Here is a 14,990-nt window from a genome sequence, read left to right as displayed (position 1 = left end):
TAAGGCGAGCCCAATTATCAATCTCGCCGTCACCAGGTGAAGCCAAGCTTCTGGGCTTCACCGTGATTAAGGCGAGCCCAATTATCAATCTCGCCGTCACCAGGTGAAGCCATGCTTCTGGGCTTCACCGTGCCAAACCATGAGTTCAATTATCAAAAAAAGCGGTGAGGCCTTGAATCATGTCCTCACCGCATGACGACGAGTTGTCAAATTGTTCTCGTCGTCCCATTCAAGGAATTTCCCCGGTCTAAGAACGAGGTAAGCCCTGATAGTTAACCCCCGGGAAATCGCTAGATTAGCGCCATGATGAAATCGCAGCCGGTCGTCCAGTTAAAGTTGCCGGAGATCAAAGGGAACCGCGTCTGTTTTTCCTGGTCTCCGAATTACGTCTTCAAAAAAAATTCCTATTGGGTCGAGTACCCCGGGATCCGCCGCATCACGGCGTCGAACGGCAAGGTGGCCGAAGCCCTTTTTCCCCTTTGCCTCGCCTTCGCAGCGCTTGGGGCGGAGATCAAGCTGCCGGTCAAGATCGACGAGGGCGTCCTCGAGGGATGGCGCCGGGTCATTTCGATCGCGGCGGTCCAGAATTACCGGCGCTTTGGCTTTGACCTCACCAACGGGCCCATTTATCCGGATTACCAGGCCATCACCGGCATGCAAAGCGCGCTGTGCTTCGGCGGAGGCACGGAATCGCTGCTGACGCTCGCGCATCTCCTGAATCATGGGGAAAAGCCGGTCCTTGCTTCTTTCGGCGGGCCGGCCTGGTCCGGCTCCAATCCCGAGAAAAACCGCGAAAAATTCCGGATGGACGAGCAGGTGCGCGGCGATCTGGGGCTCGAACTGCTGAAGGTCCGGTCGAATTTCCGCGAGATCATCGATCCGAACGCCTGGAAGCCGTATCTGAAGCCCGGCGTCTCCATGATCAACAGCGTGCTCCTGCTTCCTTTTTTTCTGTCTTTTTTCTTTCCCGTCGCCGAGCAGCTCGGCCTGCGGCGCATTCTCAGCGGCAACGAAAAAATGAATTTCCCGCACGAGTATTTCTGCTTCTCGCCGGCCATGACTTCCGCTTACGGCGAAATCGCGCGCGGGCTGGTTTATGAGCCGCGTCTCGGAAACCAGCTCAAGGAAGACGTGTGCCGCGAGCTTTATCTCGAGCATCCCCGCCTTGCCCAGTATCAGTACTCCTGCTGGAAAAACCGCGGCGAGCGCTGGTGCTACGGCTGTGAATCGTGCCTGGAATATTACGCGCTGCTCAAAAATCTGGGGCTGAATCCGGCGCTCGTCGGGCTCGACGAAAACAGGATCCGCCAAAACCGCCGGCGCCTCGTGAGTGCCGTGTCGCGGGCCGCGGAAAGCCGGCCGGGGGAATTGTGGGAACGCATGTGCGATTACCCGAACCTGCGGCGCGACCCTTTCATGAAAGGCCTGTTGGATGAAATACGGAACAAGGCCCGGACTTATCACGCGGTCAAAAATTTATACGACGCGCTGCCCGACGGCGTGAAGTACCTGTACCGGGAGCAAAAGTCCCTTTTGAAGCGGCTCTCGGCCGCGGCGGAGGCTCGCCATGCGCTGGCTGCCTGAACTCCGCGCCGGTTCCGCCAGGATGCGCCCATGAACCTCATCAAATCCAAACCGAGCACTCCGCGGCTTTCTTACCCGCGCATGGCGGCTTTTTTCCGCGTGCTGAACGCGATGATGCGATACGTCCCTTCGCGCTCCAAGTACCAGGCGGACCTCATCGTCTTCCGCAAAAATCTTTTTCCCGGCGCTCCGGAACAGGTGCAGTTCGATGGATTCACGCTGCGGCGCGCGATGGCCCATGACCTGCACGCGATCAAAGCGCATCCCGAGCGTTTCATGCCCGAAGTCTACCGGAACAGGCTGGAGGACGGGCACGCGGTTTATTGCGCGGTGCAGGGCGACGAGGTCGCGGCTTTTCTCTGGGTGAATTTCGACGTGTTCAGCCATCTTCACGGCACCAAGCATGAAGCGGTCCTGGGAACGTTGGAGAAAGACGAAGGATGCTTCTACGATTCTTACACCTACCGGCAGTACCGCGGGCTGGGGCTCGCGCCAATCCTGCTCAATTATGCCGCCGCGTGCCTGGCCAATGCCGGCGTCGCCACCTTGATCGCCTGCGTGCCGCCGTCCAATCTTTCCTGCGTCGTGCTCTACCAGGGGCAGGGATTCGGAGCGATCGACGTCCTTCATCTGTATCAGATCGGAAGCCTCCGGCAATGCCTGCGGGGCACAAGGAAGGAATTAACGACCCTCAACGAATGGATCGGCTCATGTCCGGCATGACGGAAACCCAAATCCTTCCCGAAGACGCCAACGATTCGCTGAAAGTGCGCGCCGCGCTCACGGACGTCCTGGAGACGCTTCCGGATTTCGACTCCTGTGCGATCATGGATTACCCGCTGTTTTACAACATCGGCGACCACCTCATCTGGTCCGCCTTGACCGCCTGGCTGCTCGAAGTCAAAAAAGCCCGGATCCCTTACGTGGCCCATGCTGGCAGCTACACGCCCCGGAAACTTACGGCCGAATCCCAGGGCCCGATTCTTTTTACGGGCGGAGGCAATCTCGGCGACCTGTGGGGATACCACCAGCATTTCCGCGAGAAGGTGATCGCGGCGCATCCGGAACGTCCGGTCGTCATCATGCCTCAGAGCATTTATTTCCGGGATCCCGCGAAGCTGGACCGCGCGCGCCGCATTTTCAACGCGCATCCGGACCTGACGCTCCTTGCGCGCGACGAAATCAGCTACCGTTTCGCGCTCGGGCAATTCGACCGGTGCCGCGTGCTCAAGGCGCCGGACATGTCCTTTTATTTCGCGGACCGGCTGAAGCTGAACGATCCCTTTGCGGGACAGCAGATCTTTTTTCACCGCCGCAACGACAAAGAATTGCCCGCGAACACGCGGCGGGGAATACCGCGTGTCCGCAATCCCGGCATCGTTTCCGGCGACTGGTGGTCCATGAACTTTGCTTCCCGCGGGCTTCAGAGGCTTTACCGCAAATGCCCTTTCCTTTCCGGATTGTGGCAGGGCCCTCCGGTTGCGCGCCTGATCGAATTGATTCCCGAAAGCCAGCGCGCTTGCCTCGAAGGGCTCGTGCGCGAAGTCGGCGGCCTGCCTTATGGCGGCCTGCATCTGAAATCGCTCGAACTTGTTTTCCGCGGCGTGCGGCAAATGGCCCCCTACCGGCTGGTGATTACCAACCGGCTGCACGGCCACATCCTGTGCACGCTCATGGGAAAGCCGAACATTTTGCTCGCAAATTCTTACCACAAAAATCAGGCTTTTTTCGAGACGTGGACGCGCGGCATCCGCCACGCCTGTTTTTCGTCTTCGCCTTCGCTTTGCGACGTGATCGGACCGCCCGAGGCCTCGAAAGAATGGCCGCTTTACCAGGCTGGGCTCGGGACCTCGGAAACTAAACTATCAACCTACTTCGGGATGAACTAGAGGGGATGTTATGGCTAAAGGCACCGTCAAATGGTTCAACAACACGATGAAGTATGGGTTCGTTCTTTCGGAAGACGAGCAGGAATTTTTCGTGCACTTTTCTGAGATCCAGGTGGAGGGCTATAAGACCTTGAAACGGGGAGATACCGTGGAGTTCGAGATCGAGCAGACCCCGAAAGGGCCCAAAGCCGTGAAGGTCGCGAAAATCGCGGACGCGGAGCCGAGGGAAAAAGATCCCAAGAAAATCAAAAAAATCCGCCGGTGCGCGTAAATGTTCCGCCTGCTGAGGGTTTTTTCCAATGTTTTTAAAGTGCGGGGACTACATGATTTAGAGCCCTGTCAGGAAAACCCCTACACCCTGCAAAACATTATGCTAAAAAGACTTGGGGCCTAAGCCGATGTTTGATATAACTTACTCAAATGTAAGGCAAAAGAGGACGTTTCAATCAGCATTTCACCGGTAGACCCCGGTCACACAATGTGGCAAATTGCAGGAACTGCGGCGAAGGCCGGAATTCTTGCACGAGCCTCGTAACGAACGAAAGGAGTTTCCCGTGGCAGGAAATAAAATGAGCAACTTTTTCAGGAGCTTGATCGCGTTGGCGATCGTAGGACTTTGGAGCAGCACGATGGCGCTGGCCGTTTACGCGCCGGAGCCGCAGTCGGGCGGCCGCTTTTTCAAGTCCAAGGGAACCAAATCCGCAGAAGAATACCGTTATCTCGGCCGCACCGGCCTCCGTCCCGAAGACTATTATGATTCTCCGGGGCTGACGTACGAAGGCGTCCGGTTGAAGCCGTATGTCGGCTACAGCGGCGACTGGGACACGAACGTGTTTCTGACCGAAAGGGACCGGTCCCAAGATTACATCAACCGCCTGAACTGGGGCACGGACGTCGAAGTTCCTCTGGATGCCCAGAAGCATCTTCTCTACGGCGGCGTTCACAGTGAATCCGAGTGGTTCGCCAAGAATTCGAGCGAAAACCACACCGACTGGGTCTTCCAGGGCGGCGGACAGTTCAACTTCAACAATTTCAGCTTGGACCTTCATGAAGAGTTCCGCGATACCGTGGACCGGTCCAACAGCGAATTGACGGCCCGCACGGAACGCTACGAGAATTATCTCGACGGCGTGCTGACTATTCCTTTCGGCCAGATGTTCTCCGAAACCGAAGTCAGCCATTACAACCTCGAATTCGACGACGAAGCCAACCAGGTCTTCGACCGGTACGAACTGCGGATTTCGCCCAGGATCGGCGTGAACGTGGGGGATCGTACGCAGGCGCTCGTCGAATACCAGCTCACGAACATCAATTACAACAAGATCGAAGATCGCAACGGCGACGCGCATCAGATTTCGCTGGGGCTGCGCGGCTTCCTCGGGCAAGGCGACCTGGTGACCTATCAGGTTTGGGGCGGCTGGCAAGTCCGCAATTACGATTCTGATCTGCGCGATGACTTCACGGGCCCCGTGTGGCGCGCGGACATCGAATACCGCCGTTCGGAAATTTCCCGGTTCTACGCCTCCACGAAGCGTGAACCCGTGGAATCGGTCACGGTCAACAACAGCTTTATTACGCGCACGGATCTCGAAGTGGGCTGGAGAAGGAAGCTCAGCGAGAGGATTACGGGAACACTCGCCGGCGCGTCGGCTTTCCATCACTATTCCAACGGCCGCCTGGATTTCCTTTGGGAACCCAAGGTGGGAGTTGACTACCTCATCCCCGGCAGGGTGGGAGCGCGTCTTTACACCGATTACCGGTGGAGCGCGCGCCATTCGGACGCGGACAACCAGGACTATGAGCGCAGCTTGCTCAGTTTTGGTATCCGTGCCGAGGTTTGAGGTTGATCCCAATTAAAACGAGGTGACAACCATGAATCCACACGAAAAGCACGAGAAGTTATTTTCGCCCAAAACCTTGATTCTGCTCTTCCTTGCGCTCGCAACGGCGACTGCCACCGCCGCAGCACAGCCGCTCACAGGAGGACTCCCTGACGCCGTGCAGGACACGGCCGAACCGGGCTACACCATCGGGCCCGAGAATTTGCTGCAGATCAAGATTTTAGGCGAAGGCAATCTTCAATCGACTTTTCGTGTGGATGACACGGGGTTTATCACGCACCCACTCGCGGGCCGCATCAAGCTGATGGGAAAGACCGTTTCCGAAGCCGAGCAGCTCGTCGAAAACATCCTCAAAGACGGCTACATCAAAAACCCTCACATTACCATTTTCGTCCTTGAACACAGCCGGTTTTCCGTGCTCGGCGAAGTCCGCCAGCCCGGGAATTATGAGATCATCGGACAGCTTTCATTGATGGAGGCCATTTCCATCGCCGGCGGGCTCACGCCTGTCGCCAATGAAAAGAAGGTCCGGATCATTCGCAAGGACGCAGATGGCGGGGAGCAAACTATCGAAGCCAATATTCAGGACATGATGGACGGGAAGGCCAAAGACAACGTCATGATCCAGGGCGGCGATATTATCAACGTTCCCAAGAGTTTCTTCTAAAAAGTCATACTTTTTAATAAGAAGAGGTGAGGACTATGTCTACAACAGCCGTACAGCCCCAGATTGACTTCGCACAAGAAACGCATCTAAAGGACTACTGGAGGATCGTCCTCCGGAGGAAATGGATCGTCGTCGGCTTTGCGCTGCTGACGACCGCCATCGTCGGCGTCATGAGCTTCACGACCACGCCTCTTTATAAGGCGTCGGCCACCATCGTCGTCGAAAACGAAGACTCCGACGTGCTCAATCCCGCCGACAACTCTTCCAAGGGCGTGAGCTACGACATCTTCGAAAACTACATCAAGACCCAGATGTCGCTCATCCTCTCGCGCAGCGTCGCGGGAAAGGTGTTCGACGAGCTCAACATGGCCGAGCTGCCGCGCTACCAGCAGGAGCCGCATCCGGTGAAGCGCGCTTTCGGCGCTTGGATGAAAAAGGTTTCCGCCTTCGTGAACGGCAAGCCTGTCAGCGACACCAAGCCCGATGCGCTGGCCTTGTTCCTCAAAGACGTTGAGCTCGAACGCGTGAAAGGCACACGGGCGCTGCAGATTTCCGTTTATAACCCGGAGGCGGAGCTGGCCGCGAAGGCCGCCAACGCCATTGCCGAGCGCTATGCGCGCGACAACATGATGCGCCGGGCGCTGCGGTTCATCCGCAACCAGAGAATGGCCGCGCTCAACGAAGATTACCTCCGCCTGAAAGCGCAGCACGATCATCTGGCCACGCTGTACGGCCCCAAGCACCATGAAATGATCATGCTCCGCGACGAGATCCGTTCGTTGTCCGAGCAGATTGAAAAGGAAAAGTCCAATAACGGCGAGTTCGAGGAATCGATCAACAAGCTCGTCGCGGGAACGGCGCCGGAGGACGAAGAAAAGCTCCTCGGCGACATCCTCCACAAGATTCAGGAAACGTCGGTTCTTTCCAGCTCGCAGATGAACAACATCGTCGTGGCCGATCCGGCCGTGGCTCCGACGGAAACCTCGATTCCGAACAAAAAGCGCGATCTCCTGGTCGGGCTGATGGGCGGGCTCGTGGTGGGCATTTTCCTGGCATTTTTCGTGGATTACCTCGACGACACCGTCAAGAGCGAAGACGACCTGAAGAAAATCATCGGCAACGAGAATTACATGGGAGCCATTCCGTACGATGCCCATGTGAAAGGTTTCCACAAAATTGCCAAGATGGACCGCCTGGTGCTGCAGAAGCCGCTGTCGGGCTCGGCTGAGGCCTACCGCCTGCTGCGCACGCAGCTCAAATGGATTACGGAAAAGAATCCGTACTTCAAAGACTTCGCGGTCGTCAGCTCCATTCCCGACGAAGGGAAAAGCACCATTGCCTCGAATCTGGCGATCTCGCTTTCCCAGCTCGGACAGAAAATCCTGCTGGTCGACACCGACATCCGGCGGGGAAGGCTGCAGCGCACTTACGAGACGCCGACGCGCCTCGGCCTGGGCCAGTTTCTGACCGACGGCCTTCGCTTCACGGACATCGTCCAGAAGACGAAGATCCCGAACCTGTGGATCATCACGCCCGGCGAAAGCGTGATCATGGGCTCGGAGCTCTTGAGCTCCGCGCGGACGCTGGAATTCATCCAGGAAACGCGGAAATATTTCGACTTGATCATTTACGATACGGCCCCGATCACGCTGCTTTCCGATGCCTCGGTCCTGCTCTCGCACCTTTACGGCGCGATTCTCGTGACCCGCACCGGAGTGACGCAGGGCCGGCTTATTCAAAAGTCGATCCGCATGGTCCATGCCGCCAATACGAAACTGATCGGCGTGGTTCTGAACAGCGCCACCCAGGACGAGACCAATCAGTATTACAGCCGGTATTACCGCGATTAAATTCCCCCCAAAGCACGCGGTATTCCTAAACAGGACGGGACTCTACTCTCATGAAGTCAATTGTCAAAGGTTCCAGCATTCTGACCGGCGTCAGCATCGGCGAAATGGCCATCCGGTTTGTGCGCACGAAATGCATCGCGCTGGTGCTCGGCCCCTCGGGCACGGGTTTTTTCACGCAGCTGGTGATTTTCTTCGAAGCCCTGCGCACGCTGGGGGACCTCGGCTCCCGGCGCGGAGTCATCAAGCAGGTCGCCGAGCAGCGCTTCACGGGCGAAGCCACTCCCGCTTACCGCAAAGTGCTCGTGACCTCTTTTTTTCTCATGGCCGTTTCCGCGCTGACGGTCGGCGCGGCCGTCGTGATTTTTTCCCCGGCCATTTCACGCCTGCTGTTCCAGGACCCTTCTTATTATAGGTACGTGATCTTTCTGGGAATTCTCCTGCCGCTGGCCTGCATCGCGACGCTCATGGCGTCCATCGTCAAAGGGAACATGGACTTCATTTCCTTTGCGCGGTACACGCTGGGGGCCTATGCCCTTGTTTTTGTCGTGACTCCGGTGGTGACTTATTTTTTCAAAGAGTGGGGCGCGGTCATGGCCATGGCTCTTTTTTTCGTGGCACCGCTTTTCTCTTATCTTCTTTTGAACGCCCGCCGTCCTTTCCTCCATTTCGGAGGGCGGGTGGACCTTCCGGCCCTGCGCGAACAATTTTCCTTCGGGCTGGCGCAGATTTACCAGGATGCGCTGACGCACGTGATGCGCATCGTGATCGCCGCGTGGATCGTGCATGGGCTGGGGCTTTCGACCCTCGGCATCTACCAGGTGGTCATGACGTTCACGACCGTTTACATGTCCATCCCGATCCAGGCGACCAGCGGCTATGTGCTGCCTTTGATCGCGGGCGCGCGCAATAACGAAGAAGTCGGCACCGCGCTCAACGATTCCGTGCGCTTTCTGATGTTCGCGCTCGTGCCCATCGTGATTTTCATCGCGGTCGTGCCGGAGCTGCTCATCCTGCTTTGCTACAGCAAAGACTTCGAACCCGCGGTGCCGTATCTCCAGGTCCAGCTGATCGGCACGCTCTTCGTGCTCATGGGCTATTCCTATTCGGCCGCGCTTTCCGGCAAGGGCAAACTCAAGGCCATTGCCATCATTTCCAGCATCTACTGCGGGATCATGCTCGGCGTGGCACGCCTTCTTTTCCCCAGGTGGGGACTGATGGGCGTTTCCGTCGGCGTTTCCGCCGCGGCCGTGGCCAATTATCTGATGCACATTTATGCGGCCCGCCATTATTTCGGTGCACGGACCGCGCCCAAGAACGTGCGGCTGGTGTCGATGACGCTGCTCTGGGCGGGACTGGCGTTCGTGGGACTGGCCTTCTTCGACGGCATCGCCTCGCGCGCGCTTATCCTGGCTTTCGCGCCGGTCTGGTTCTGGGTCAGCTCCAAAGACCATGAGCGCCATTTCATGTGGGAACTCGCGGGAAGGTGCTTCAAGTCCTTTTTCCGAAAAGGGGTGCCCCTTGTCCAAAAGCCGGTTTCGTAATCCCGGACTCGCGATCCTGGGCGTTCTTTTGCTCGCGCCGTTCTCCCTCTATGGCGCCGTGGCCGGAAGCGGACTCTACGTCATCGCCGGCTTGATCATGGTCATCTACACGACCCTGCTCTTCCTGAATTTCGAAGTCGGCTTCATGGCGCTTCTTTTCATCCGGACCTCGCTGGACTACGCGAAAAATTTCGGCGACATGAACCTGGCTGCGCTGGCCAGCATTGCCATCATCGTCCTGGGCGTCTTTTACGTTCTGTACCGCCGCGCCAATCCTTTGCAGCTCGAGGATTCCAAGCCCTTTCTCCTTTTCATCGTGCTTTGCGGATTGTCGATGTTCCGCAGCCCGAACATGGTCGGCAGCTTTTCCGACTGGCTGCGCCTGCTCAGTGTTTTCGCAGCCTACGTGCTCACGCGGCTTTTGTTCACAACCGAGGACAAGATCAAAAATGCGTTTACGGTCATCCTGCTGTCGGCGCTTTTGCCGATCCTGCTCGCGTACTATCAGCTGGTCACAGGGCACGGGACCATTCACGACGCGGGCCAGGACCGCATCGTCGGGACCTTTCTTCATCCGAACGCGTTCGGCTCTTATCTCCTGATCATCCTGATTTTTTCCGTGGTGCAGGTGCTCGAGGGCTTTCCCATGGGCCACAAGAGTTTCCTGGGCGGGTTTACTTTTCTTGCCTTCGTGATTTTCGTTTTCACGCTTTCGCGCGGCGCCTGGATCGTCTTCGTTCTTTCCATGCTCCTGCTCGGCAAGCTGCGCTACCGCAAACTGCTCGGGCTGATCCCGCCGCTCGTGCTTGTGGCCGTTCTCGGCGTGCCCGCGGTGCGAAACAGGATCATGGATCTCGTCGAGCCCAACAGCCAGTATGCCGCCGGACGCTCCGCGTGGGAATGGCGGCTGAACACCTGGGAAGAAATCGGGCCGCTCGTGAAAGAGGAGCCTTTGATCGGGCACGGGCTTGCGATGATCGAGACGGAATTCGGCATTTTGACCCATAACGATTATCTCCGGCTCCTGGCCGAGACCGGCATCATCGGATGCGCCGGTTACCTGATTCTTGCGTTTTCCACGCTGCGGCGCAGCTGGCGCGATTATAAGCAGAGCCGGACGAGGCTGGGCCTCTCGCTTCAATTGAGTACCGTGGCCATGATCTCCGGCTTCCTGGTCCGGCAATTCGCCGACAACAGCCTGCGCAACACCGTCGTCATGATTTATTTCTGGGTCCTGATCGCGCTTGCCCGCAACATGAACATCCTCGACCAGGCCTCTTCCGAAGACGACAATCCGCCTCCGCCGGAAGAAGAGCCTGAGCCGGAAATCGTTCCCGATCCGACGGGGGAAGCGGAACCCGAGCCCGAGCCCGTCCTCGAAGGCACGCTCTAAGCCCTTTCCCGTCCCCCGACAAATCTCCGGGAATTTTTCCCATGCGCGAATAAACCGTCTCCCGATGGCTGTATCGTCCTTTGCGGCGTATCCTCTCCCTGTTTTGGCGTCCACGAACGGTTCGCAACGCGGAGAAAATCATGGCCCTTTCCAAAGTCCTTGTCGTCAATAAATATCATTTTATTTCCGGCGGCGCCGAGCGCTATTTCCTGTCCGTCATGGAATCCTTCCGCCGCCGCGGCATCGAACCCATTCCGCTGTCGGTCAATTATGCGAAGACACTGCCGACCCCGTATCAGAAATATTTCATCGAACCCGTCGTCAAAGGCGGGGAGGCCAAGATCCAGAACATGAAGCCGACATGGCAGCAGCAGCTGTCGCTTGCCGGCCGCGCCGTGTACAGCTTTGAGGCCAAGCGCGCCGTGGCCTCGGTCATCCGCGACCAGCGCCCGGATATCGCGTATTTCCTCAATTTCAACAATCACATTTCGCCGAGCGCGATCGACGCCTGCGTGGAGCACGGCGTCCCGGTCGTGATGCGCATGTCGGACTTCAATCTGAGCTGCCCCGCGAACATGTATTACCGCGACGGCCATCCGTGCACGGACTGCAAAGGCTCCAATCTTTTCAACGGCATCCGGCACCGCTGCGTGCATGGCTCGCTCGTCCGCTCCGCGGTCCAGGTTTTCGCGAATTCACTGCACCGGCGTCTGGGCATTTACAAGAAGGTGTCGGCCTTTATCGCTCCCACGGAATTCATGAAAGACGATCTTCTCCACCTCGGCTTTGAGCCGCACCGCGTGCACCAGGTCAATACGTTCGTGAGGCCCTGCGAAAGCCCCGCCGCGCACGAAGAACGCGAGCCGTACATTCTTTTCGTGGGCCGCTTCGTGCCCTACAAAGGCGTCGAAGCCGCGATCCGCGCCTTCTGCCGCGTGCCGGACAGAGGCGTGCGCCTGCATCTGGCGGGGGACGAGCAGGACGCGGAATCCGCGCGCCTCAAGACGCTGGCCAAAGAACTGGGCGGCGACAGGATTGTGTTCGCGCCTTTCGAGAGAAACAAAGCGAAGCTGCATGAACTCGTGCACAAGGCCCTGTTCACGCTCGTGCCTTCGGAGTGCTACGACAATCTGCCCAACACAATCCTGGAATCTTTCGCCTGCAGGCGCCCGGTCATCGTCACGCGCCTGGGCAGCCTTCCGGGCATTGTCCCGGACGGCAAGCTCGGCCTTTTGTTCGAGTATGGCGATCTGGACGGATTTGCGGCCAAAATCCAGTGGATGCTGGATCATCCCGAAGAACGCGAGCGCATGGGCGAGAATGCCTATCAGGCGGTCCTGAACGAGTATGCCGAAGACCGGCACATGAATACCCTCGTCGATATTTTCGAAGCGGCCCTTTTAGAAAAGAAATCTTCCCCGGCCGCGGAGCCCGTCGCGGAGCCTCTTTCCGCCTGAACCGGAATACCGCCTGTTTTGAAACCGCGGGGGGACTCTGCCCGCCGCCGCCTTACTTTTTTTTCCTCCGGGGCCTGCGCCGTATCAGGGAAAACCCTTCCTCGCAGGGAGAGTCCCGACACAAGTGTTAGTGAATCGCGGATATCGATTGAAAAAAGCACCTGATACCCCGCTCCCGCCAAAGGCCGTATCCTTTCTCCATCGAATTGCTTACTTAACACGGAGGAGTCTTCATGAAAATAGCACACATCGGAAGCCGCGGATTTCCCGGATTCCAAGCAGGAGTGGAGAAGAGTCTCGAAGAAATTTGCCCCCGGCTGGCGGCGCGCGGGCATGAAGTCACCGTGTATTGCTCGGACCACGTGTCCACCGCCGAAACCGTTTACAAGCGCACGCTTTTGAAGCGCATGCCTGCGATTCCCACCAAACACCTCGAGACCCTTTCGCGCGTGGCCGTTTCTGCGTGGGACGCTATTTTTCAAAAATTCGACATCGTCCATTTCCATTCGATCGGGCCCGCGCTCATGTCGTTCCTGACGCGGCCGGCCAAGTGCAAGACCGTCGTCACCGTGCACGGCCTGGACTGGCAGCGCGCGAAATGGGGCTGGGCCGCGCGCACGGCGCTTCAGATGGGGGAAAGGTGCTCGGTAATGTTTCCCGACCACACGGTTGTGGTCTCGAAATTCCTGAAAAAATATTACAAGGAACAGTACCGCCGCGACGTCAGCTACATCCCGAACGGCGTGAACATCGAAGAGCCTCTTGCCGCGGCCGAAATCAAGGAAAAATGGGGGCTCGATCCGAAGAGCTACATCCTGTTCGCGAGCCGCCTCGTGCCGGAAAAAGCCTGCCATCACCTGATCGAGGCTTACCGCGGCCTGCATACGGACAAAAAGCTCGTGATCGCGGGCGCAAGCTGGCATTCGGACGATTACGTGAAGCGGCTCCATGAACTTGCCGGCGGAGATCCCGGCATTGTTTTTACGGGATGGGCCGAGGGAAGCGTCATGAAGGAACTTTATTCCAACGCCTATCTTTACTGCCTTCCGTCCGAGATCGAGGGGCTTTCGCTCGCGCTGCTGGAAGCCATGAGCTTTGGCGCCTGCCCGCTCACCAGCGACATCACGGAAAACAAAGACGTGATCGAGGACGCGGGAGCGACGTTCAAGACCGGCGATGTTGAGGCCCTGCGCGGGCGGCTGCAGGAATTGATTTCCGATCCCAAGGGCACCGAGCGCCTGGGGCAGGAAGCCAAGAGGCTCGTGCAGCGGGAATACAGCTGGGACAAAGATTGCGAAGAACTGGAAAAAACTTACCAGACGCTTTTAAGCGCTTCGGCGGATTTGTCATGAGAAAAATTCTTTATGCCGTCGAACTCGCTCTTGTTTCTCTGAATTTCTTCCTCGTTTACTACGTCCTGTCGCATTATTCTCTGGACCTGTTCCATTCGGCGCAGATCGTGCACGGATTGCGGCCGCTTTATCTCTACTACCAGGTGTTTTGGACGGTGTTCCTGATCTGGAGCGTGCTGCTGTGGACGCGTGACGGCTACCGCCATCTCCGCGTCCAGGGCTGGCGCATCGTGTTCTTGAACCTGCTGTGCGATTGCGTCATCTTCCTGGGGCTTTTTGCGAGCCTTGCTTTCCTTCTCAAATTCGAATTTTTGAGCCGCTTTTTCATCCTGGCGTACGTCGGCAGCAGCACGATGCTGCTCATCTTCACCCGGGGGCTGGCGGTCTTCATGGCGCGCCGCGCCCGGGAAAAAGGCTACAACCTCAAGGACATCGTTGTGGTGGGCACCGGCCGGCGCGCGCAGAAATTCCTGAGCCACCTGGCACGCCACCGGGAATGGGGCTACCGCGTCGTGGGCCTGATCGACCGCGAGCCCATGTTCACCGGAGAGAACGTGGCCGGTTACAACGTGGTCGGAACGCTGGAAGACCTTCCCGACCTTCTCGAAAAGAAAAACGTCGACGAGGTTTTTTTTATCACGCCGCGCAAATGGCTGGAAGAAATCAGCAAATACGTCGCGTATTGCGAGGCCGTGGGCGTTCCCGCGACCGTGTCCACGGACCTTTTCGACATCGAGATCGCGCGGAGGATCCCCAAAAACCTGGACGGGATGACCTACCTTACTTTCGAGACGCGTCTTTTGAAAGAGGGGGAACTGGTGATCAAGCGCTTCTTCGACGTCTTTCTTGCCGCCACGGCCCTGGCTATCAGCGCCCCCATCCTCGCGATCGTGGCGCTCGCCATCAAACTCAGGTCGTCGGGCCCCGTTTTTTTCAAGCAGGTCCGGTGCGGAAAAAATGGCAAGCCGTTTACGCTCTATAAATTCCGGACCATGGTGGTCAATGCCGAGGACATGCTCAAGGACCTGAAAGAGAAAAACGAGATGAGCGGGCCCGTGTTCAAGATGACCAAGGATCCGCGCATCACGGAAGTGGGAAGTTTTCTGAGGAAGACGAGCCTGGACGAATTTCCCCAGTTCTGGAACGTGCTGAAAGGGGACATGAGCATCGTCGGCCCGCGGCCGCCCCTGCCCACGGAGGTCTCGCAATACGAGCCCTGGCAGCGCCGTCGTTTGTCCATGAAGCCGGGCATCACGTGCATCTGGCAGGTCTCGGGCCGCAACTCCATCGGCTTCGAAGAATGGATGGGACTCGATTTGCGCTACATCGACCAGTGGTCCATTTGGATGGACATGAAAATCCTTTTCCAGACAGTCCATGCCGTCATTGCCGGAGATGGAAAGTAGGGAAAACCCT

General features: G+C 57.7%; 11 protein-coding genes and 1 pseudogene. All 12 read left to right on the top strand.

Features of this window, described 5'->3' with window-relative positions:
* Positions 1 to 303: 303 nt before the first annotated feature.
* The 12 genes and pseudogenes from VL688_02880 to VL688_02825 all read left to right on the top strand — a co-directional run bounded on the left by VL688_02880 (position 304) and on the right by VL688_02825 (position 14,980).
* Positions 304 to 1,584 (top strand): hypothetical protein, encoded by a 1,281-nt coding sequence (locus VL688_02880; protein ID HTL46989.1) that lies wholly within the window; start codon positions 304 to 306, stop codon positions 1,582 to 1,584.
* A gap of 30 nt (positions 1,585 to 1,614) precedes the next feature.
* Positions 1,615 to 2,307 carry a GNAT family N-acetyltransferase gene (locus VL688_02875; GenBank protein ID HTL46988.1) on the top strand — a complete coding sequence of 231 codons (693 nt, stop codon included), beginning with the start codon at positions 1,615 to 1,617 and terminating at the stop codon, positions 2,305 to 2,307.
* Positions 2,295 to 3,473: a polysaccharide pyruvyl transferase family protein gene (locus VL688_02870; GenBank protein HTL46987.1), complete on the top strand. Its 1,179-nt coding sequence runs from the start codon at positions 2,295 to 2,297 to the stop codon at positions 3,471 to 3,473. Before VL688_02875 ends, VL688_02870 begins: the two co-directional genes overlap by 13 nt.
* 10 nt (positions 3,474 to 3,483) lie before the next feature.
* Positions 3,484 to 3,678: pseudogene (locus tag VL688_02865) on the top strand (cold shock domain-containing protein).
* Positions 3,679 to 4,042: 364 nt separating this feature from the next.
* The gene (locus tag VL688_02860) at positions 4,043 to 5,314 is read left to right on the top strand and encodes an outer membrane beta-barrel protein (GenBank protein HTL46986.1); all 1,272 of its coding nucleotides are present in this window, start codon (positions 4,043 to 4,045) and stop codon (positions 5,312 to 5,314) included.
* Positions 5,315 to 5,345: 31 nt separating this feature from the next.
* Positions 5,346 to 5,981: a polysaccharide biosynthesis/export family protein gene (locus tag VL688_02855; protein HTL46985.1), complete on the top strand. Its 636-nt coding sequence runs from the start codon at positions 5,346 to 5,348 to the stop codon at positions 5,979 to 5,981.
* A gap of 35 nt (positions 5,982 to 6,016) precedes the next feature.
* Positions 6,017 to 7,831 carry a polysaccharide biosynthesis tyrosine autokinase gene (locus VL688_02850; GenBank protein ID HTL46984.1) on the top strand — a complete coding sequence of 605 codons (1,815 nt, stop codon included), beginning with the start codon at positions 6,017 to 6,019 and terminating at the stop codon, positions 7,829 to 7,831.
* A gap of 50 nt (positions 7,832 to 7,881) precedes the next feature.
* Positions 7,882 to 9,372, top strand: coding sequence for an oligosaccharide flippase family protein (locus VL688_02845; protein HTL46983.1), 1,491 nt, complete (start codon positions 7,882 to 7,884; stop codon positions 9,370 to 9,372).
* Positions 9,350 to 10,765: an O-antigen ligase family protein gene (locus VL688_02840; protein HTL46982.1), complete on the top strand. Its 1,416-nt coding sequence runs from the start codon at positions 9,350 to 9,352 to the stop codon at positions 10,763 to 10,765. The genes VL688_02845 and VL688_02840 overlap by 23 nt, the downstream gene beginning before the upstream one ends.
* A gap of 140 nt (positions 10,766 to 10,905) precedes the next feature.
* The gene (locus VL688_02835) at positions 10,906 to 12,222 is read left to right on the top strand and encodes a glycosyltransferase family 4 protein (protein HTL46981.1); all 1,317 of its coding nucleotides are present in this window, start codon (positions 10,906 to 10,908) and stop codon (positions 12,220 to 12,222) included.
* A 233-nt stretch (positions 12,223 to 12,455) separates the two neighbouring features.
* Complete coding sequence (locus tag VL688_02830) at positions 12,456 to 13,574, top strand: glycosyltransferase family 4 protein (protein HTL46980.1); 1,119 nt, start codon at positions 12,456 to 12,458, stop codon at positions 13,572 to 13,574.
* The gene (locus tag VL688_02825; GenBank protein HTL46979.1) at positions 13,571 to 14,980 is read left to right on the top strand and encodes a sugar transferase; all 1,410 of its coding nucleotides are present in this window, start codon (positions 13,571 to 13,573) and stop codon (positions 14,978 to 14,980) included. Before VL688_02830 ends, VL688_02825 begins: the two co-directional genes overlap by 4 nt.
* The last annotated feature ends 10 nt before the right edge of the window (positions 14,981 to 14,990 follow it).

The organism is Verrucomicrobiia bacterium, from assembly GCA_035495615.1.
Lineage (GTDB): Bacteria > Omnitrophota > Omnitrophia > Omnitrophales > Aquincolibacteriaceae > DATJFP01.
Note: the sequence above shows the minus strand (reverse complement) of the source record. Positions and strands in the feature narration are given on the sequence as shown.

What these genes read in the sequence shown, in the direction of transcription:
- VL688_02855 (HTL46985.1), top strand. Translation starts at nt 5,346, where the DNA reads ATGAATCCACACGAAAAGCACGAGAAGTTATTTTCGCCCAAAACCTTG.
- VL688_02845 (HTL46983.1), top strand. Translation starts at nt 7,882, where the DNA reads ATGAAGTCAATTGTCAAAGGTTCCAGCATTCTGACCGGCGTCAGCATC.
- VL688_02880 (HTL46989.1), top strand. Translation starts at nt 304, where the DNA reads ATGATGAAATCGCAGCCGGTCGTCCAGTTAAAGTTGCCGGAGATCAAA.
- VL688_02875 (HTL46988.1), top strand. Translation starts at nt 1,615, where the DNA reads ATGAACCTCATCAAATCCAAACCGAGCACTCCGCGGCTTTCTTACCCG.
- VL688_02860 (HTL46986.1), top strand. Translation starts at nt 4,043, where the DNA reads ATGAGCAACTTTTTCAGGAGCTTGATCGCGTTGGCGATCGTAGGACTT.
- VL688_02850 (HTL46984.1), top strand. Translation starts at nt 6,017, where the DNA reads ATGTCTACAACAGCCGTACAGCCCCAGATTGACTTCGCACAAGAAACG.
- VL688_02835 (HTL46981.1), top strand. Translation starts at nt 10,906, where the DNA reads ATGGCCCTTTCCAAAGTCCTTGTCGTCAATAAATATCATTTTATTTCC.
- VL688_02830 (HTL46980.1), top strand. Translation starts at nt 12,456, where the DNA reads ATGAAAATAGCACACATCGGAAGCCGCGGATTTCCCGGATTCCAAGCA.
- VL688_02825 (HTL46979.1), top strand. Translation starts at nt 13,571, where the DNA reads ATGAGAAAAATTCTTTATGCCGTCGAACTCGCTCTTGTTTCTCTGAAT.
- VL688_02870 (HTL46987.1), top strand. Translation starts at nt 2,295, where the DNA reads ATGTCCGGCATGACGGAAACCCAAATCCTTCCCGAAGACGCCAACGAT.